The organism is Neorhizobium populisoli, assembly GCF_019430945.1.
Lineage (GTDB): Bacteria > Pseudomonadota > Alphaproteobacteria > Rhizobiales > Rhizobiaceae > Neorhizobium > Neorhizobium populisoli.
In genome coordinates this window covers 390,899-410,040 of sequence record NZ_JAHYCB010000003.1, presented here as the reverse complement: position 1 = coordinate 410,040, position 19,142 = coordinate 390,899, and the positions used below count along the sequence as shown (strand labels likewise).

At 59.1% G+C, this 19,142-nt stretch carries 18 protein-coding genes; 11 read left to right on the top strand and 7 right to left on the bottom strand.

What is annotated here, in order from left to right:
* Nucleotides 1-12: 12 nt before the first annotated feature.
* Entirely contained in the window at nt 13-753 is a 741-nt protein-coding gene (locus tag KX729_RS09900; RefSeq protein WP_219742267.1) for an SDR family oxidoreductase, read from the bottom strand.
* 100 nt (nt 754-853) lie between these two features.
* On the opposite strand from KX729_RS09900, the gene KX729_RS09895 reads away from it, so the two are divergent.
* The 3 genes from KX729_RS09895 (at nt 854) to KX729_RS09885 (ending at nt 3,368) form a co-directional block, all read left to right on the top strand.
* Nucleotides 854-1,747: a LysR family transcriptional regulator gene (locus KX729_RS09895; protein WP_219742533.1), complete on the top strand. Its 894-nt coding sequence runs from the start codon at nt 854-856 to the stop codon at nt 1,745-1,747.
* A gap of 60 nt (nt 1,748-1,807) precedes the next feature.
* The gene (locus KX729_RS09890) at nt 1,808-2,260 is read left to right on the top strand and encodes a hypothetical protein (protein WP_219742266.1); all 453 of its coding nucleotides are present in this window, start codon (nt 1,808-1,810) and stop codon (nt 2,258-2,260) included.
* 88 nt (nt 2,261-2,348) lie between these two features.
* Nucleotides 2,349-3,368 carry a serine hydrolase domain-containing protein gene (locus KX729_RS09885; protein ID WP_219742265.1) on the top strand — a complete coding sequence of 340 codons (1,020 nt, stop codon included), beginning with the start codon at nt 2,349-2,351 and terminating at the stop codon, nt 3,366-3,368.
* A gap of 105 nt (nt 3,369-3,473) precedes the next feature.
* Here KX729_RS09885 and KX729_RS09880 read toward each other — a convergent pair whose 3' ends face one another.
* The 3 genes from KX729_RS09880 to KX729_RS09870 form a co-directional block, all read right to left on the bottom strand.
* Nucleotides 3,474-4,460 (bottom strand): WD40 repeat domain-containing protein, encoded by a 987-nt coding sequence (locus KX729_RS09880; RefSeq protein ID WP_219742264.1) that lies wholly within the window; start codon nt 4,458-4,460, stop codon nt 3,474-3,476.
* A 58-nt stretch (nt 4,461-4,518) separates the two neighbouring features.
* Nucleotides 4,519-5,643 (bottom strand): CobW family GTP-binding protein, encoded by a 1,125-nt coding sequence (locus KX729_RS09875; protein ID WP_219742263.1) that lies wholly within the window; start codon nt 5,641-5,643, stop codon nt 4,519-4,521.
* Nucleotides 5,644-6,014: 371 nt separating this feature from the next.
* Nucleotides 6,015-6,812 carry a creatininase family protein gene (locus KX729_RS09870; protein WP_219742262.1) on the bottom strand — a complete coding sequence of 266 codons (798 nt, stop codon included), beginning with the start codon at nt 6,810-6,812 and terminating at the stop codon, nt 6,015-6,017.
* A 92-nt stretch (nt 6,813-6,904) separates the two neighbouring features.
* Between KX729_RS09870 and KX729_RS09865 the strand changes: the two genes are divergently transcribed.
* Complete coding sequence (locus tag KX729_RS09865; protein WP_219742261.1) at nt 6,905-7,399, top strand: MarR family winged helix-turn-helix transcriptional regulator; 495 nt, start codon at nt 6,905-6,907, stop codon at nt 7,397-7,399.
* 128 nt (nt 7,400-7,527) lie between these two features.
* Nucleotides 7,528-8,550 carry a LacI family DNA-binding transcriptional regulator gene (locus tag KX729_RS09860; RefSeq protein ID WP_219742260.1) on the top strand — a complete coding sequence of 341 codons (1,023 nt, stop codon included), beginning with the start codon at nt 7,528-7,530 and terminating at the stop codon, nt 8,548-8,550.
* Nucleotides 8,551-8,616: 66 nt separating this feature from the next.
* On the opposite strand, the gene KX729_RS09855 is transcribed toward KX729_RS09860, so the two are convergent.
* Nucleotides 8,617-9,390, bottom strand: coding sequence for a gamma-glutamyl-gamma-aminobutyrate hydrolase family protein (locus tag KX729_RS09855; protein ID WP_219742259.1), 774 nt, complete (start codon nt 9,388-9,390; stop codon nt 8,617-8,619).
* Nucleotides 9,391-9,696: 306 nt separating this feature from the next.
* Here KX729_RS09855 and KX729_RS09850 point away from each other — a divergent pair, with 306 nt between their 5' ends.
* Nucleotides 9,697-10,803, top strand: coding sequence for a TRAP transporter substrate-binding protein (locus KX729_RS09850; protein ID WP_219742258.1), 1,107 nt, complete (start codon nt 9,697-9,699; stop codon nt 10,801-10,803).
* A 400-nt stretch (nt 10,804-11,203) separates the two neighbouring features.
* Here the strand turns inward: KX729_RS09850 and KX729_RS09845 are convergent, their stop codons facing one another.
* Both KX729_RS09845 and KX729_RS09840 read right to left on the bottom strand, forming a co-directional pair.
* Nucleotides 11,204-12,706 (bottom strand): TRAP transporter large permease, encoded by a 1,503-nt coding sequence (locus KX729_RS09845; protein ID WP_219742257.1) that lies wholly within the window; start codon nt 12,704-12,706, stop codon nt 11,204-11,206.
* 25 nt (nt 12,707-12,731) lie between these two features.
* Nucleotides 12,732-13,271: a TRAP transporter small permease subunit gene (locus tag KX729_RS09840; RefSeq protein WP_219742256.1), complete on the bottom strand. Its 540-nt coding sequence runs from the start codon at nt 13,269-13,271 to the stop codon at nt 12,732-12,734.
* Between the two features lie 356 nt (nt 13,272-13,627).
* Between KX729_RS09840 and KX729_RS09835 the strand changes: the two genes are divergently transcribed.
* The 5 genes from KX729_RS09835 to KX729_RS09815 all read left to right on the top strand — a co-directional run bounded on the left by KX729_RS09835 (nt 13,628) and on the right by KX729_RS09815 (nt 19,139).
* Nucleotides 13,628-15,949: a putative bifunctional diguanylate cyclase/phosphodiesterase gene (locus KX729_RS09835; RefSeq protein ID WP_246617501.1), complete on the top strand. Its 2,322-nt coding sequence runs from the start codon at nt 13,628-13,630 to the stop codon at nt 15,947-15,949.
* Nucleotides 15,950-16,146: 197 nt separating this feature from the next.
* A complete protein-coding gene (locus KX729_RS09830) occupies nt 16,147-16,905 on the top strand; it encodes an N-acyl amino acid synthase FeeM domain-containing protein (protein WP_219742254.1) in 759 nt (252 codons plus the stop codon).
* A 187-nt stretch (nt 16,906-17,092) separates the two neighbouring features.
* A complete protein-coding gene (locus KX729_RS09825; RefSeq protein ID WP_219742253.1) occupies nt 17,093-17,317 on the top strand; it encodes an aa3-type cytochrome c oxidase subunit IV in 225 nt (74 codons plus the stop codon).
* Between the two features lie 152 nt (nt 17,318-17,469).
* Nucleotides 17,470-18,741, top strand: coding sequence for a Re/Si-specific NAD(P)(+) transhydrogenase subunit alpha (locus tag KX729_RS09820; RefSeq protein WP_219742252.1), 1,272 nt, complete (start codon nt 17,470-17,472; stop codon nt 18,739-18,741).
* On the top strand, nt 18,741-19,139 hold the full coding sequence (locus KX729_RS09815; protein WP_219742251.1) for a proton-translocating transhydrogenase family protein: 399 nt from the start codon (nt 18,741-18,743) through the stop codon (nt 19,137-19,139). The genes KX729_RS09820 and KX729_RS09815 overlap by 1 nt, the downstream gene beginning before the upstream one ends.
* The last annotated feature ends 3 nt before the right edge of the window (nt 19,140-19,142 follow it).

Below are 19,142 nucleotides of genomic sequence, written 5' to 3'. Positions count from 1 at the left end.
CTTTCTGTTTTCTCAGATCATGCCGCCATTGGCGCGCAGCACCTGACCGTTTATCCAGCCGCTTTCCGGGCTCGCCAGGAAGGACACGACCGAAGCGATGTCGTCCGGCTGGCCAAGACGGCCAAGCGGAATGGTGCCGACGATCCGCTGCACCAGTTCGTCCGACTTGCCGTTCATGAACAGCTCGGTTTCGACCGGGCCGGGGGCGACGGCGTTGACGGTGATATGACGCTTGCCGAACTCCTTCGATGCGACATGCGTCAGGGCTTCGACGGCGGACTTGCTGGCGACATAAGCGCCGTAGCCCGGGCCATAGAGGCCGACGGTGCTGGATGAAAAGTTGATGACGCGGCCGCCCTCGCGCAGGCGTTTTCCCGCTTCGCGAATGCCGCGGAACACGCCGGTCACGTTGGTGACGATGTGCTGGTCGAAAAGCGCGTCATCGGTATCGGCCAGCATGGCGAACTTCATGATGCCGGCGTTGTTGACGAGAATATCCACGTGGCCGAATGCCTTTTCCGCGGCGTCGAAAAGATCGCTCATCGCCGTTGCTCCGCCGACATCTGCCTGCACGGCAATCGCCTTGCCACCTGCAGATTCGATTTCGGCCACGGCTTCGTCGGCGGCAGCACGGCTCGATGCGTAGTTGACGACGACGGCAATGCCGTCATTGGCAAGGCGTAGCGCGATGGCTCTGCCGATGCCCTTCGATGCGCCGGTAACGATGGCGACGCGTTGTTCGTTGATGCTCATGACATCTCTCCTTGGTTGGTGACCAAGAGATATGCCTGACGCCAATTCAGAACAATTGCCGAGCAATTGACATCAGAATTCGTCTGTGCTGAACAAGGTCATGGATCGTCTCGACCGCATGCAGCTTTTTACCAGGGTCGTGGAGCGCCGCAGCTTTTCCGCTGCGGCGACCGATCTTGGCTTGGCGCGCTCTACGGTTACGGAAGCGATCAAGCAGCTGGAGGAGGGTGTCGGCGCGCGGCTTCTAGAGCGTACGACGCGCCACGTAACTCCGACCCTTGATGGCCGTGCCTTCTACGAACGTTGCCTGGCGATCCTTGCCGAAGTGGACGAGGCGGAAAACGTCTTTCGCGATGCGCAGCCGCGTGGTCTGCTGCGGGTGGATGCACACGGGCACCTAACGCGGACCTTCCTGCTGCCGCGCCTGCATGAGTTCCTGGAGCGCTATCCGCTGCTCGACCTGCAGATCGGACAGGGCGACCGGCTGGTGGATCTGGTGCGGGAAGGGGTGGATTGCGTCATCCGCGCCGGCGAGGTCGATGACAGCGCGCTGATCATGCGGCGGCTCGGCACGATCGGCGAGATGACCTATGCAAGCCCTGACTATATCGCGAGACACGGCATGCCGGAGCATCCCGATGCGCTGGAAGGACATAAGGCCGTCAGTTTCATCTCGTCGCGCACCGGGCAGATCATCCCGCTGGAGTTCATGGTCGGCGGCGAGCTGCGTTATGTGACGCTTCCAAGCCGGCTGACGGTCAACAATTCCGACACGATGGTGGATCTCGCGCGACGCGGTTTCGGGCTCATCCAGGTGCCGCGTTATCGGCTTCAGAAGGATGTCGAGGACGGGCTGCTGGTGGAAGTGCTTCCCGATTTTCCGCCGTCGCCGACCCAGCTTTCGGCGCTCTATCCGCAAAACCGCCAGCTTTCGCCACGGGTGCGCGTGTTCATCGACTGGATTGCCAAGGTATTTGCCGACGCAGGGCTCTAGCGCGGCCTTTCCCTCGGCGTTTTCGGCTCTATCTGGTGCGATGAAACTGAGGAGCCTCCGATGCGAATCGCGCCCCTGGCGATATTGTCGGCAGCCGTGCTGCTGAACCTTTCCACATCCGTCTCGCAGGCGGCCGATGCCACCTTCAGATCGCTGATGGTGGAACCGGCGGTGACCAAGGACGACGCCTGCCGCAACGGAATCATTGCCCATCGCATCGAGAAATGGCGGAAGAAGGATTCCTTGGCATCATCTTCGTCGCAGGCTTTCATGAGCGTCGAAGAGATCGTCAAGGACGTCATGCCGGATGCGATCAGATCGCTTCAGGATCAGGGTTGCGATCCCCGTTACCTCTGGGGTTTCATGGCCTGTACAGGAATTGATGATCCGGGCGTCAAATCGGAATACATCGTCCCGAGCGGTGTCACTGCCGAAACCGATGAGGAAATGGCGATCATCATGAAGGAGTGCGTCGATGAAATCGGAGCTGCAGGCGTGTCCCCGGCGCTTTGAGCGCGGTGTTCGTCACAACCCTTCATTTCCGCGTGAATCCGGATTTCGCGCCATATTCGCGAACGATGTCCCGCTCTAGATTGCGGACATGATCACACGCCGCGCAACGCTTGCCTCGCTCCCGTTTATACTCGCCGCCGGCCGCAGCTTCGCGCAGCAACCGGTGCCACAGCCGCCGGTAACGTTGAAGGCGGTTCTTGACGGTGCGGCGGAGCTTAAACCGCTCAAGGTCGTGCTGGTCTCGCGCCATGGCGAGATGCTGGCGGAGCGCGCTTTCAACGGCCGCGCCCTGGACGCATCCAGCAATATCAAATCGGCCTCGAAATCGATCATCTCCTGCCTGGTCGGCATCGCCATCGACCGGAAGCTGCTGGAAGGACCGGAGCAGAAGATCGCGCCTATCCTCAACGCGGATTTGCCGCGCGATGTCGATCCGCGCATCCACACGGTCACGATCGGTAACCTGCTCTCGATGCAGGCAGGCCTGTCTCGCATGTCGGGACCGAATTACGGGCGCTGGGTCGCAAGCCGCAACTGGGTGCGGTTTGCGCTTTCGGAACCCTTCGATGGAGAGCCCGGCGGTTCGATGCTGTATTCAACCGCCTCGACCCACCTGCTTTCCGCCATCCTGACGCGTGTCGGTGGAAAATCGACGCTGGCGCTCGCCAATCAATGGCTAGCACCCGTCGATGGTTTTCGTATAGGCTCCTGGGAGCGCGATCCGCAGGGGATTTATCTCGGCGGCAATCAGATGGCCATGACGGCGCAGTCGCTGCTTGCCTTCGGCGAGCTTTACCGCAATGGCGGCAAGGCGGCCGACGGGCGGCAGGTCGTTTCGAAAAGCTGGATCGATCAATCCTGGACGCCGCGGACCAATTCCCGCTTCTCAGGCGATGGCTATGGTTATGGCTGGTTCCTGCGCAATATCGGCGGCGAAGACATCAAGTTCGGCTGGGGATATGGCGGGCAGATGGTCTATATCGTACCGCGGCTTGGCCTGACCGTCGTGATGACCTCGGACGACAGCGGCCCTTCCGCCCGCAGTGGATATAGAGATGACCTGCATTCGCTGCTTGGCGAGATTATCGGCGCGGTCAGGCAGGCTTAAACCGGTTTTCACTCAAGTTTCAGCTATCGGCCGTACTCGATGGGAATCTGATGATGCGCTGTTCCAGTGCAGAGCTGGAACAGCGCGAATTTATCGTTTGAAAGATCAGGCGCTGATATCGATCACGCCACAGTCGCCGGCTTCGGAGCCAAACGCGATGAGCTTGCCGTTGGCGCTCCAGTTCATGCCGCTGATCGCGCCCTTGCCGGGCCGACGCAACAGCGCCTCCTTGCCGTCCGCCAACCGGACGCCGAGGATCATGCCGTCGATAAAGCCGATGGCCAGCACCTCTTCCGCCGGGTGGAAAGCCACCTGGGTGACCATGATATTGGCGCGCGTACCGAGTTCCTGCGGCGCCTTGCCCATCGGTCCGTCTTTCGACGAAAACGGCCAAACGATTGCCGCCGGTGCGCCGGACGAGGCAAGCCACTTGCCCTTCGGCGACCAGGACAGTGACTTCACCTTGGCCGGATAACCGGTCATCCGCATATGGCGGTTTTCGCCCGGTTTGCCGTCCAGCTTCCAGCCATGCAGGGCATTTTCCTGCATCATGGTGACGAGGAACCGGCCGTCCGGAGAAAAGGTGACGCCGGTATGGGCGCCCTTCCATTCCAGGTCGACCGGAGCGCCGTTGGTGCCGACCCAGTGCAGCGTCACGCCGTTATAGCGGGCTGCGGCGACGCGCATGCCCTTGGAAGCGAAGGCGAGACCTTCGACGCTACGCTCCTCGGTAAATTCCTTCGTCGTGCCGTCGGCCAGCTTCACGAAAGTCGATTTGCCATAGGCATAGGCGACCGCATTCTGCGGTCCGCCGGCAACGACGTTGATCCATTTGCGGGGTGCTTCGGCGACGAGCGTCGCGCTGCCGTCGGCACCGATGCGCAGAATCTTTCCGTCCTCGCCGCCGGTCAGGAGCGACGCGCTGTGTGGATCGCGAATACAGGTCAAAAGGCCTTGATGTGCCTCGGTAACCTTGTCGCCGCCGTCGAGCCTGTGGATCGTACCGGCGGCGGTCGCGAAGAAGGGAATGTCGCCGAGGAAATGGGCCGCGACGACATGGCCTTCGAGATCAAGCGGTGCAACTGTGGGCATTACTCGGCATTTCCTCTCGGCATGACATTATCCGAGCACCGCTTTACACGTTTTGACATCATGCTGCAGTGGTTACAGCCTGGCAGGCCAGAAAACTCTTTTCGATCTTGTCGAAATCGAGATCGCGGCCGATGAAGACCAGACGGCTTTCGCGCTTTTCGCCATCCTTCCAAGGGCGCTGATGATCGCCCTCGACAATCATGTGGACGCCTTGAACGACATAACGTTCCTCATCGCCCTTGAAGGCGATGATTCCCTTCAGGCGTAGAATGTTCGGGCCTTCCGCCTGGGTGATCTTCTGGATCCAGGGGAAGAAGCGCTCCGGGTTCATCTCGCCGCCGCGCAGCGAGATCGACTTCACCGTCACGTCATGGATCGGCGACATGGCACCATGTTCGTGATGGTGATCATGATCGTGGTGATGATGGTCATGATCGTGAGCATGGTCGTGATGGTGGTGGTCGTGGCCATGATGATGGTGATCATGATCGCAATCCGGACCGCAGACATGGTCTTCATGATCGTGATCGAGGAAATGCGGATCGTTTTCGAGCGCACGTTCCAGATTGAAGGCGCCCTGGTCCAGCACGCGAGCCAGATCGACACCGGAACGGCTGGTCTTGTAGACACGGGCGGCCGGGTTGATGGCGCGAACGACGTCTTCGATGATGGCCAGCTCTTCCGGCGAGACGAGGTCGGTCTTGTTGATGACGACGACGTCGGCAAAGGCGATCTGGTCTTCGGCCTCGCGAGAGTCCTTGAGGCGTAGCGGCAGATGCTTGGCGTCGACGAGAGCGACGACCGCATCGAGCTCGGTCTTGGCGCGGACGTCATCATCCATGAAGAAGGTCTGGGCGACCGGGACCGGATCGGCCAAGCCGGTGGTCTCGACGATGATGCCGTCGAAACGGCCGGGGCGGCGCATCAGGCCTTCAACGACGCGGATCAGGTCGCCACGCACCGTGCAGCAGACGCAGCCGTTGTTCATCTCGTAGATTTCTTCATCGGACTCGACGATCAGGTCGTTGTCGATGCCGATCTCGCCGAATTCATTGACGATAACCGCATATTTCTTGCCGTGGCTTTCGGACAGGATGCGGTTCAAAAGCGTCGTTTTGCCTGCGCCGAGATAGCCCGTCAGCACGGTGACGGGAATGGGCTTTGCGGCGACTGTTTCGGTCATGGGAAACCTCGAGGATATGGGAAGCGTCCGGCGGGCGCGGGTTGGTCTGCCCCATATAAGAGCAAGCCGCAGCGAGTTCAAAGGGTTTCGATGTTATAAAATCACATCAGGGAGAGGTCCACGTCAGAGCGCTATGGACAAGATCGCCGATCTTGCATCCGTCCGAGCAAAATCGCCGCCGATATAGAGACGCGGGCAGTCGAATTCTTTTGCCGTAGCGTAAGAAAAGCAATCGCCGAAATTGAGCGAAGCTTTGAAAGTTTTTGCCCCACTGGGCCTATGCGACCGCGGCTCTTTATGCCCGTATCTCATCCACCGTCACAATCTCCTGGTCCATCTAGTTGGTCCAAGATAGATCAAATTTCAGTTCTTCAACTTTTGGTAAAGCGACTTAAATCAAACCGCGCCACATCTTCCAGCAATTCAACAAAGCCTTTGACCGAATGTGCCACAAGCCGTTCGCCACGTTCGGCCGTCGCCGCTGCCGCATCGCCTGCCACGCCTTTCTCGTTCAGGTCGGACATTTTCCAACCGAATGCATGCGGGCCATAGGCACGCAGATGTTTGAACGACGTCGCAAAATCCGACTGACGCGATGAGAAAGCCTCTGCCTTTGCCATATTCACCCGGTCCGGCCACATCGCCAGCATGACAGACGTTTCGATGTCGCCGCCGTGGATGTCGATCGCCTTTTCCTCCGGCGATATCCACCCTTCCGGCTGCCCGAAACGGGTCCAGCTTGTCGCGACGACCAGCATGTTGAAGCGCACGCGTGCTTCAGTCGCGACAACCGTCAGAAGCGGGGAATTGCCGCCATGGGCGTTCAGAAGGACCAGCCTGCGGATGCCCTTCCGGTTCAGGCTCTCGGCAATGCCGAGCCAGCGGTTCACGGCTTCGTCGAAGGCAAGCGTTTTGGTGCCGGCAACATCCATGTGCTCGATGGAATAACCGACGGGCTCCACAGGCAGGAAAGTAACGGGCAGATTCGCCGGCAAGGCCTTGATGATCCGTGCGACCAGACTTTCGGCGATCAATGTATCGGTCTCGAACGGCAGGTGCGGACCATGCTGTTCATGGGCACCGAGCGGCAGGACCGCGATCCATCCGGCTCTTTCTGTGGATGGCTTCGTCGTATCATTGTCATGATAGTGAGGCAGGGGGGGCAGCATCTGGCGGTTACTTCCCGGTTTCGCTATGTATGTGAGAACGTTAGCGTTACAGATACAACGCCACCTTCGATGGGTCAAAACAGGCGGAGCCGATGAGCAAGAAGAAGGGTGACAAGAAGTCGAAGTCCGGAAAGAAGAAAGACCTTGAGGGCCTGTCGGCCATCGATGTCGCACCGGCGATCACCCAGACGGCACGCTCCATGCGCACTGCGCTGAGCCGAAGCCTCGGCGATAGCGGGCTTTATGCCGGACAAGACGGTGTTGTGCTGACGCTGGCGGAAGAGGATGGAATGACGCCCGGCCAGCTCGCAATTCGCCTCGGGGTCAAGGCGCCGACCATGACGCGCACGATCGGCCGCATGGAGGCTCAGGGGTTTCTAGAGCGGCGTGCTGACGGAACCGATGGACGACTGACCAAGGTCCATCTGACGGAGGCCGGGTTGAAAAGCATCGAGCAGATCGGTCGCTCCGTCGCTGATTGCGGCGCGCTTGCCGTCAAGGGCTTCTCTGACAAGGAAATCCGTACTCTTCTGAAGCTGTTGCGTGCCGTTGAGCACAACCTCCAGCCGGTGGATAGTGAAGACTAGCCGTTTTTACACCCCTGGTTTCGCTGGAAAATTGCTGTCACAGGATTGTCGCACGGAATTAAATTGTTTATTTAAATTTTAATTCCGGCGCCGAGAGGATGGCGCCCTGCCGTTTATGAGTGGGGAAAATGGCGCAAAAGATCAAGTTGTCGACGATTGCCGAGAGCCTCGGTCTTTCTACTGCCACCATTTCACTTGCTCTTCGCGACAGTCCGCTCGTGGCAGCGGACACGCGTGAGAAAATCAAGGAACAGGCCCGCGCGCTCGGCTATATCTATAATCGCCGTGCAGCCAGCCTGCGGACCTCGCGGTCCGGCATTATCGGTGTCGTGGTGCACGACATCATGAACCCGTTCTACGGGGAAATCCTGAAGGCGATCGAGAGCGAACTCGATCGCAGCCGGCAGACCTTCATTCTCTCCAACCATTACGATTCGGTCGAAAAGCAACGAACGTTCGTCGAAACACTTCTCCAGCTTGGCGGCGACGGCGTCATCATGTCGCCGGCGATCGGCACGCCGCTCGAAGATCTTCGCCTGGCGGAAGAAAACGGCATGCCGGCAATTCTGGTTGCGCGTTCGATGGAAGGCGTCGAGCTGCCGACATATCGGGGAGATGACAGTTACGGGATTTCGCTCGCAACCAACCACCTGATCGGCCTTGGACATCGCACGATCGCGATGATCGGCGGTACCGACCAGACCTCGACCGGTCGCGATCGCTATCAGGGTTATGTCAATGCGCTGCGCAAGGCAGGTATCGAAGTCGATCCGAACCTGCGCATTCCCGGGCCCCGTTCGATGCAGGGCGGGTTCGAGGCTGCGGTGCATTTTCTCTCTCTGCCGCAGAAGCCGACAGCCGCCGTCTGCTGGAACGATCTTGTGGCGATCGGCCTGATGAACGGGGTCGCCCGTGCAGGCCTGGTGCCGGGCCAGGATATTTCCGTGACGGGCTATGATGATCTGGAGCAGGCATCGATCGCAACGCCGGCACTGACGACGGTCTGGAACGGACAGGCTGAAGTGGGACGGCTTGCGGCGCGGGCATTGCTAGACCGGTTGGTCGGAAGCCACGAGCCGGACGGTATCCATCTCATCAAGCCTGAAATGCGTATTCGTCAATCGACCGGCATCTGCAAGCCGCGAACCTGATCTTAGCTCTGCCGTGAGCCGCTAGTCATCTTGAAATACACGGCTTGAGAGGGTGTCGTGGGCGGCCTACGCGGCCACGTTAGTCAGCGTCTTGCGGGCTGCGTATGCGCGGACGGCATCGCCAAATGCGCGGAAGAGGGCCGCTGACGGGGCGTCGGTCTCCGCCCAATATTCCGGATGCCACTGGACGCCGACGGCGAAGTTCTTCGAATCGATGACCGATACGGCCTCGATCGTGCCATCCTCGGCGGTCGCCTCGACTTTCAGGCGTGGCGCGGTTTCGGCAATCGCCTGGCGGTGCAGCGAATTGACCTGCACTTCGCCGGTCAGACCAAGATAATTGGCGATGCAGGAGCCTTCCTGCACGAAGACCGGCTGGCGGATCGCGTACATGCCGTCGCGTTCCTTCACGTCCGGCTTGCGGTGATCCCAGATACCCGGTTCATCCTGGATTTCGCTGGCGAGCGTGCCACCTAGCGCCACGTTGAGTTCCTGGATGCCGCGGCAGATTGCCAAAAGCGGAATGCCGCGATCGATCGCCCGGCGGATCAGCGGCAGCGATGTTGCGTCGCGCGCCGGATCGAAGGGACCGTCGGCTTCGGTTGCCTGCTTGCCATAAAGCGACGGGTGGACGTTGGTAGCGGAGCCGGAGACGAGCAGTCCATCGACCCGATCGAGGATCGCGTCGATCTCGTTGCCCTCTTCGAAGGCCGGAACGATGAATGTCATCACGTCCGCGACTTTCAGCGCTGCCTGTACATACTGGTTCGGAGTCGCATGCCAGATCGCTCCGTCCAGCTGACGAATATCGGCGGGCAGGGCAACAATCGGCTTGGGCATCGGTATCTCCGGTCGGCAGGCGGTAAGTTCGTGATCAAGATGTGATGCAGGAAGCCTGTGTAAGTCAAGATTGGCGGAAGTATGGATGACGGTTTGTTTGCCCAAAGAATGAGCATTTCCCTTTGAAATCTTTCATGAATCCGGTTTCAACCGGATATCTACGAAAGTCTAAGATCAAAAGGCCTTGCCACATTAAGGAATATTAGCCGCGCCGCTTGCAACCCTTGGAGCAAAATGTTTACCTCGCAGATAAGCCGGGGGAGTGGGAACGGAAACCCTGCGGTTTGTCTCTATGGGAGGAAATTCATGGATCGTCGTACATTCTTCAAAAAGGCTGCCGTGACCGGCGCCGGGGCCGCCGCCGCATCGGTGCTGGCAGCTCCCGCCATCGCGCAGTCCAATCCCAAAATTACCTGGCGTCTGACGTCGTCTTTCCCGAAGTCGCTGGACACCATTTATGGTGGCGCTGAAGACATCGTGAAGCATGTTGCAGCTGCAACCGACGGCAATTTCACCATCCAGCCGTTCGCCGCCGCCGAAATCGTGCCGGCTATGCAGGCGCAGGATGCGGTGAGCAATGCCACCGTCGAAATGTGCCATACCTGCTCGTATTATTTCGTTGGCAAGGATCCGACGTTTGCGATCGGTACCGCCATTCCCTTCGGCCTTAATGCCCGCCTGACGAACGCCTGGTTCTATCAGGGCAACGGCAATACGCTGATGAACGAATTCTACGCCAAGCATAACGTCTATGGTCTCCCGGCCGGCAATACCGGTGCCCAGATGGGTGGCTGGTTCCGCAAGGAAATCAACACTGTCGACGACTTCAAGGGCGTCAAGATGCGTATCGCCGGCATTGCCGGCAAGGTTCTCGAAAAGCTCGGCGCCGTGCCGCAGCAGATTGCCGGCGGCGACATCTATCCGGCGCTCGAAAAGGGCACGATCGATGCGGCCGAATGGGTCGGTCCTTATGATGACCACAAGCTCGGCTTCTACAAGGTCGCCAAGTATTACTACTATCCGGCCTTCTGGGAAGGCGGCCCGACGATCCACGCCTTCATGAACCTCGACAAGTGGAACCAGTTGCCGAAGGCTTATCAGGCGGCGCTCTCGGATGCCTGCGCTTTCGCCAACACCAACATGATGGCGAAGTACGATCTGAAGAACCCGACTGCGATCAAGCAGATCGTTTCTCAGGGTACGACATTGCGTCCGTTCAGCCAGGAGATCCTGGAAGCCTGCTACAAGGCAACCCTTGAGGTCTACAAGGATATCTCGGCCACCAACGCCGATTTCAAGAAGATCTACGAAGACCAGGTCGCCTTCAAGAAAGAAGGTTACCTCTGGATGCAGCTGTCGGAATACACGTTCGACACGTTCATGATGATCCAGCAGCGCAACGGCAAGCTCTGATCGTTTCGATCCGCAGATATGGAAAACCCCGGGCCTTCGGCCCGGGGTTTTTATTTGCTCATGGCAGCAATGGTTGCGGCCGGTTGTGTCGCCTCGACAATTGCACCTGATTATCTATGATTGCAGCGTTCGAGGGCTGAAGCAGCACGCTCCTAGACCCATCGGAGCATCGGTGAAGACGGGCTTCACCGACTTAGGCAAGAGCCTTGCTCTCGAACTGGAGGTAGTGTGATGTGGAAACCACTGAGCATTACGTTGCTGTCTAGGAAAAGCCGGACAAGCTGGTCAATAACCGTCCGGCTCTATTTCTTACGCAGATAGCAAAGGCGGGCAGAGTTCGCGCTCTGTCCTCAACTCCAAATATACGATTCCCTTGTTCAACTGACAAGGGAAGTCGCTTTTACGGATTGATCTTCGGCGGCTCACCGAAGTTCGGCATTGCCGGAGAGGGGGCGCCGCCGGGCTGTGCCGGGGCACCGTCCATCGGGGGCAGGCCAAAGTTGGGCATGCCGCCGCCGTTGCCGGTGCCGAAGCCCGGGACTTCGATCTTGATCGTGTTGAGATCGACATCCGGTGCCTTGTCCAGCCAGTAGGTGACGGATTCCGGCCAGAAGATGATGATCGCGACCAGGATCAGCTGCATGAACAGCCACGGAATGGCGCCGAGATAGATATCCTTCGTCTTCACGGACTTCGGCGCGATCGACCGCAGGTAGAACAACGCGAAACCGAACGGCGGATGCATGAACGAGGTCTGCATGTTGACGCAGAGCAGCACGCCGAACCAGATCAGGTCGATGCCGAGCGCACTCGCCACCGGCGCCAGCATCGGCAGGACGATGAAGGCGATTTCGAAAAAGTCGAGGAAGAAGGCCAGGAAGAAGATGAAGATGTTGACGAAGATCAGGAAGCCGATCGCGCCACCGGGGACGTGAGACAGCAGATATTCGATCCACAGACCGCCATCCATGCCTTGGAAGACGAGGCTGAAGCAGGTGGCGCCGACCAGAATGAAGACGACCATGGAGGTGATCGTCATGGTCGAATGCATGCCCTGCTTGATCAGGTCCCAGCTCAGGCGGCCGTGCATGGCGGCAAGCACCATGGCGCCGACGACGCCGAGTGCGCCCGCTTCCGTAGGCGTCGCAAGACCCATGAAGATGGTGCCGAGCACGAGGAAGATCAGCACGATCGAGGGGATCATGCCCCACAGGACCTTCATGACCAGGGCCATGTTCAGCTCGCCGCGTGCTTCGAGCGGCAGCGGCGGAACGTCCTTGGGACGGAAGATCGACAGGCCGAGGATGAACAGCAGGAAGATACCGACCTGCAGGATCGAAGGGCCGATTGCGCCGAGATACATGTCGCCGACGGAACGGCCGAGCTGGTCGGCAAGAACGATCAGCACGAGCGACGGCGGGATGACCTGGGTGATCGTGCCGGATGCGGCGATGACGCCCGTGGCGAGCCGCGGGTTATAGCCGTATTTCAGCATGATGGGCAGGGAGATGACGCCCATGGTGATGACCGAGGCGGCAACCGTGCCGGTGATTGCGCCGAGAATGGCGCCGACCAGGATGACGGCATAGGCAAGGCCGCCCGGAATGGCGCCGAACAGCTTGCCGGTACCTTCGAGTAGATCCTCCGCCAGCCCGCAGCGCTCCAGCACGGCACCCATGAAGGTGAAGAAGGGAATGGCGAGCAGCAGGTCGTTCGAGATGATGCCGAAGATGCGCAGCGGCAGCGCCTGCATGAAGGCGAACTCGAAATGGCCCGTGGCGATGCCGAGCAGGCCGAAAAACAGGCCGACGGCGGAAAGCGAGAAAGCGACCGGGAAGCCGTAGAGCATGAAAATGATCATGCCCAGGAACATGGCCGGCGGCATTATACCGTATTCGAACATTAGCGGTTATCCTCCGGTCGGGGCGTTATTGCAGCGGTTTTTCGTAGGTCGTATCGACCTGGAGGACGCCCATGAGGCCAGCGGCACGCTTGATGAGCTCGGATATACCTTGAAGTGCGAGCAGCGCGAAGCCGGCTACGAGGACAAGCTTGATCGGCCAGCGGATCAGGCCGCCGGCATTCGACGAGACTTCGCCCTGCGCGTAGGAAATGGTGAAAAACGGCAATGCCAGCCAGGCCAGATAAATGCAGGCCGGAATGAGGAAAACGGTCAGGCCGATCGCGTCGATCCAGAGGCGAACCCGATCGGAGACGGCGCCGTAAATGAGGTCGACGCGTACATGTTCGTTCAGCTTGAGCGTATAGGATGCACCGAGAAGGACGATGAAGCCGAAAAGATACCACTGGATCTCGAGCCAGCCGTTCGAGCTGTAATTGAACAGGTAGCGGATGATGGCGTTGCCGGCACTGATAAGAGTGCAGAAAAGAACGAGATATCCAGAAAATTTACCGACGATTTCGCTGAGACCGTCGATGAAACCGCTTAATTTCAGTAGTGCAGCCATGGCTTCCTCAATTCTGAAAACGGGTCTCCTTTTATCCCGCCCGTCTGGGAAGGCGATGTAAACCAAGGTCTAAGAAAAGGAAAGTGCTAATAGACCGTGCTTTCGTCTATAGAAACCTGTGGCGCGGCAGGCTTTCCCGGCGTTTTGGCACCGCCGCTTCCGGTGCCGCCTGAGATGTCAGGCAGCCATGCGGTGAGCCAGCTCAGGCGACTTTTGAAAGATTCTAACGAGTATGTTTTGAATTTGTTGAGCAAGTTCCGAACTACCCCCCTGATGTTGGGGGTGAAGCGTCCCGGGAACAAGCAATTCTTAAAGGGTTTTCCGCACTGTCAATCGGAAGCCAAGGGATGAACCCGATGAAAGAGATCGAAGCGAAGTCGTTGTCGACAGATGTCTATCTGTCCTTCGTTGCGTCGCTGTTTGGAAATCGCGGAACATTGTGGACCGGCGTGGTCGTTCACGTTGCCTGGTGCACCCTTATCTATGTCTATAGCGGCTCGCTTTTCTATCTTCTGTTCGCAGCCGGCTTTGCGGCCGTTTTCGCCTATCGCATCTATTGGTTCTATCGTTTCGACAAGGTCGACAAGCCGTCGCTGAACCATCATGAGATTGCCGCTTGGGAGCAGCAATACGTCATCGGTGCCTTTCTGGCTGCGTTCATGCTGGGCGTTGCGAGTGGTTATGCCATCCTGGTGCTGGAGAACCAGTTCATCGGCTTCACCTGCGTTGCCATGACGCTTGGTTCGATGATGTCCGTCGTCGGCCGTAACTACGGTTCTCGCATTGCCGTTGACCTGCAGACGCTCGGCTGCTGCGGCCCCATCCTGATTGCCTGCCTGTTCACCAACGACATCTATCTGGCGTTGATGTCGCTGCTCCTCATTCCCTTTGGCCTCACGACCCGCTCGATGGCGAACGGCGTGCGCGACTTCCTGTACGAAAACGTCATCTCCTCGCGCAAGATGTCGATCATCGCCAGCCGTTTCGACATTGCGTTGAAGACAATCTCGCATGGTCTTGTCATGCTCGACGGTGACGGCCGCATCCAGGTCATCAATCGCCGTGCGCGCGATCTTTTGGGCCTCGACAAGAAGACGGAACTGAAGGATCGGGATTTTGCGGGCGTGCTTTGTGAAGGCGCTGAAAATGCGCCGGAAGCCATCCTGCGCCAGCTCTCGAAGCTCGGCGACGGTTCGCTGGAGCGTGCGCTGTTCACGTTCAAGAACGATCGGCACCTGGAATTTTCGGTGAGCCCGCGTTCCGACGGCGGCGTCGTGCTGATTTTCGAAGATGTCAGCGCGCGTATCGCGGCTGAAGAGAAAATCCTGCACATGGTGCAGTTCGACGCGCTCACCGGCCTGCCGAACCGTGGTCATTTCGCCGATCTTGCGGCAGCCAAACTTGCCGATCGCGGCGAGGCGCTGGCGGCACTTGCGGTTTTCAACGTCGACGGCTTCAAGCATGTCAACGACATGCGCGGTCACGTCATCGGTGACCGCCTTCTTGCGGCGATTGCCGGACGGCTCTCCACCATAAAGTCGGAAAAGCTTCTGACCGGCCGCCTTGTCGGCGACGAATTTGTCGTGCTCCTGACCGGCGGCGAAGACAGCTGCGATATGGAACGTCAGATTCGGATGATCCATACGGAAATCCAGGGCGACTATATGGTCGAAGGCTCGCGTCTGAGCGTTTCGATGAACAGCGGCTGCGTTATCCTGCCATCGCAGGATTTCGAGATGGAGAACTGGCAGATCAAGGCCGATCTGGCGCTCAACCATGCGAAGTCCGCCGGCAATGGCACGCTGACCGTTTTCCGCGCCGAGATGGATGCACAGTATATCGATGAGCAGCGCCTGCGCGCAGATCTGCGTCTTGCGATCGACAATCACGGTCTGCACGTCGCCTATCAGCCGATGTACCGCCCCGATGGTTCGGGGATCGAATGCAGCGAAGCCCTGGTGCGCTGGCGGCATCCGGAACGTGGCATGGTCGGCCCGAACGTCTTCATCCCGATGGCCGAGGATATGGGGCTCGTTTCGCATGTCACCCGCTTCGTTATCGATCAGGCCTGCCGGGACTGCGCGAGCTGGCCGGACAACATGGCCGTATCTGTCAATCTGTCGATCCAGGACCTGCGCAACGACGATATCGTTCACTACGTCGCCGACGTGCTGAAGCGTTACGAGCTGGAGCCGTCCAGGCTGCATCTCGAAGTCACCGAAAGCTGCTTCATGGATGAGCCGGTGGCGGTAAGCGCCATCCTCAACCAGTTCCGCGCGACGGGCGTGACGATCGCGATCGACGATTTCGGCACGGGTTTCTCCAGCCTCAGCTATCTCGACTCCCTGCCGCTCGATATCGTCAAGATCGATCGCGCCTTCATCCGCAATATCGCCGACGACCAGCGCAAGCTGAAGCTGCTGCGCGGCATCGTCCATCTGTCGCGCGAACTCGGCCTCAAGATCGTCATCGAAGGCGTTGAGACCAAGGAGCAACTGGCGCTGATCAATCGCCACCGCTTCGCGGATCTGGTCCAGGGTTATGTCTTCTCGATGCCGGTTGGCGCCGGCAGGATCATCGAGCTGGTCGCTGAAGCTTTGCCTGCCACAAAGGTTTCGAACATGCGTCGTGGAGCCAAGGCATCCAACAACGCACCGTTGAGGGCTGCTGCCCGCTAATGGCCTGAAACGCGACGAAAGTGTCTCGGTCCCTGCCTAAATTTCAGACAGTGTTAACAGTTTCCCGCATGGCGTAAGTCATTGTTAACTCTTTATTAACCATAGATTTTAGAAATTTGTTAAATTCTCTCAGCTTTTGTTGCGGTGCGCACTGCTTTTAGGGTTAATCCTTGGTTAAAGCCCAAGGAATGACCGCGATGCCGATTGATAAATCTTTTCTTGATGGAAATTTTTCAGCCAAACTCCTTTCCACTCTCGATCATGTGGAATACCGCCGCATCGAAAGCCATGAGGATTTCGAGGATGTCGCCCGGTTGCGCTACAAGGCTTACAAGACGCATGGCGTCCTGCCGGTCAACGCGACGCGATTGATCGACGAGATCGATTTCGACCGCAATGCCCATGTCTTCGGCGTCTATTATGACGAGGAACTGGTCAGCACGATCCGGCTTCATTATGTGACGCCGGAGCACCGGGTCTGCCAGTCGATCAGCATATTCCCGGAAGCGGTGAACGAGATGCTCGATGCGGGCATGACCCTGATCGACTCCGCGCGGTTTGCGATCGCGCCGGAATTTGCCAGCGAACTGTCAGCCATGCCCTATCTTACCGTGCGGCTGACGCCGGTTGCGGCGATCTATTTTGATGCGGACCGAGTGTTGCAGCCGATCCGTCCGGCCCATGCGGCATTTTATCGCCGCTTCTTCTATGCACAGCCGATGGTCGCGCCGCGGCGCATCCCGACCTATGATTTCGACCTGATGTTGCTTGCCTCGGCAACCCGCGAATTGCGCTCCAAGATGATGAAGCGGTTTCCGGCTTTCCAGTCCGAAGCCTACGAGCGACGGATGTTGTTTGCGCGCCCGTCGAATTTCGAGACTGCGCCGCTAACCATCCTGCCGACGGCAAGGATTGCCGGGCGGCCAGGTTCGTCGGAAATGTCCTATCTCGGCTAATGAATCCGCGGTCGCGCGTACCGCTCGGGCATTCGAGCGGCATTGCGCTTTCACATCGGTTTGTGTAAGGCCTGAAGGGAGGTCCGGCATGCCGATTGCGGCGTGATTCCGGATATCGAAGAGGGTTTTCCGCCGACGCCATCTTATGCTTTCGCGATGCGTGCGGCTGATCAAGGAGACGGGACTGATGGACAATCACCAGAGCGGACCGGTGGAAACTGGCGCCCCCATGGACTACGCCGAACATGACCACACCTACAACATGTTCCTTGCCGGCGCGAAATGGGGCACGATGATCCTCGTCGTCCTGATGATCGCCATGGCAGCCGGCTTCTTCGGCGGTGCGGGCTTCATCGGCAGCTTCATCCTCTTCGTCGTTCTCAATGTCGCGGGTGCTTTCCTGCTGCGCTGATACCTGACGCCAGCTTGCCACTGGCCCGCAAGTTGAAGCGAAGATCGTGTACGCTGGGGAGGCGTAGATTTTCGCTCATTGCGGAGGTGGCAAGCGCCCGCTTGGGAGGCGATCAATCGCCCCTGTAGGTATCGACTGGGAGGAGACAGTCTTTGGCGAAGATCGTATTTGTATGCCGCGAAGGTTCGGATGAGCCTCGTGTTGCCGCCTCACCGGAAACGGTGAAGCGGATATCCGCCCTCGGCCTTTCCGTGATGGTGGAAAAGGGCGCCGGCGAACGATCTGGCGTTCCGGATGCTGAGTTCGAGGCTGCGGGCGCGCAGATCGCAAGCTCCGGCGATGTGGGCAAGGCCGATATCGTTCTCAGGGTCAACCGACCCACATCGGCGGAAATCGCATCCTACAAATCCGGCACCGTCGTTTTCGCCGTCATGGATCCCTACGGCAATGAAGCCGCGCTGGCGGTCATGGCCAAGGCAGGGATCACGACATTCGCCATGGAACTGATGCCGCGCATTACCCGCGCCCAGTCGATGGACGTCCTGTCGTCCCAGGCAAACCTTGCCGGTTATCGCGCCGTGATCGACGCTTCGCATGAATATGGCCGCGCCATGCCGATGATGATGACTGCCGCCGGCACCGTGCCGGCCGCCAAAGTCTTCGTCATGGGCGCCGGTGTTGCCGGTCTGCAGGCGATCGCGACGGCTCGCCGGCTTGGCGCCGTGGTCTCCGCGACCGATGTTCGCCCCGCCGCCAAGGAGCAGGTCGCCTCGCTCGGCGCCAAGTTCATTGCCGTCGAGGACGAAGAGTTCAAGGCTGCCGAGACTGCGGCTGGTTATGCCAAGCCGATGTCTGCCGAATATCAGGCGAAACAGGCGGCACTGGTCGCCGAGCACATCGCCAAGCAGGATATCGTCATTACCACGGCTCTCATCCCGGGCCGCCCGGCGCCGAAACTCGTCAGCCGCGCCATGCTGGCTTCGATGAAGCCAGGTTCGGTCGCCGTCGATCTGGCCGTCGAGCGTGGTGGTAATGTCGAAGGTTCCGAAAAGGGCAAGATCGCTTCCGTCGAAGGTGTTGCCGTGATCGGTTACGCCAATGCCGCCGGTCGCATCGCGGCTTCTGCCTCGGCGCTGTACGCTCGAAACCTCTATGCCTTCCTGGAGACGATGGTCGACAAGGGTACCAAGGAATTCGCGGTCAAGCTCGACGACGAGCTCGTCAAGGCGACCATGCTGACCCATGATGGTGCCGTCGTTCATCCCAATTTTGCTGCAGCCGCGGAAGCTTTGGCCGTGCCGATCCCGGCAACGGAACCGGTCGCCACTGATATAGAAGCAAAGCCCGCCAAGCCGACGCGCTCGCGCAAGAAGGCTTCCGAGACTGAAACGGGCGCAGGCGCCGTTACCAAGGACGAGCTGTAATGGCGAGTGAAGCTATGGACAAGGCGCTGGAACAGCTCGATCAGGCCGTTACCACCGTGATCACCGCGGCCGCCCAGGCGCCGGAAGCCGCGAGTGCCGCGACCGGCGGCGCGATCGATCCCTTCGTCTTCCGGTTCGCGATCTTCGTCCTGTCGATCTTCGTCGGCTATTACGTCGTCTGGTCGGTGACGCCGGCGCTGCATACGCCGCTGATGGCCGTCACCAACGCGATTTCCTCGGTTATCGTGGTTGGTGCGCTGCTTGCCGTCGGCGCTTCGGCGGCGGGCTTTGCCACGGGCTTCGGTTTCGTGGCGCTCGTGCTTGTCTCGGTAAATATCTTTGGCGGGTTCATGGTGACCAGCCGGATGCTCGCCATGTACAAGAAAAAAGAACGCTGACGG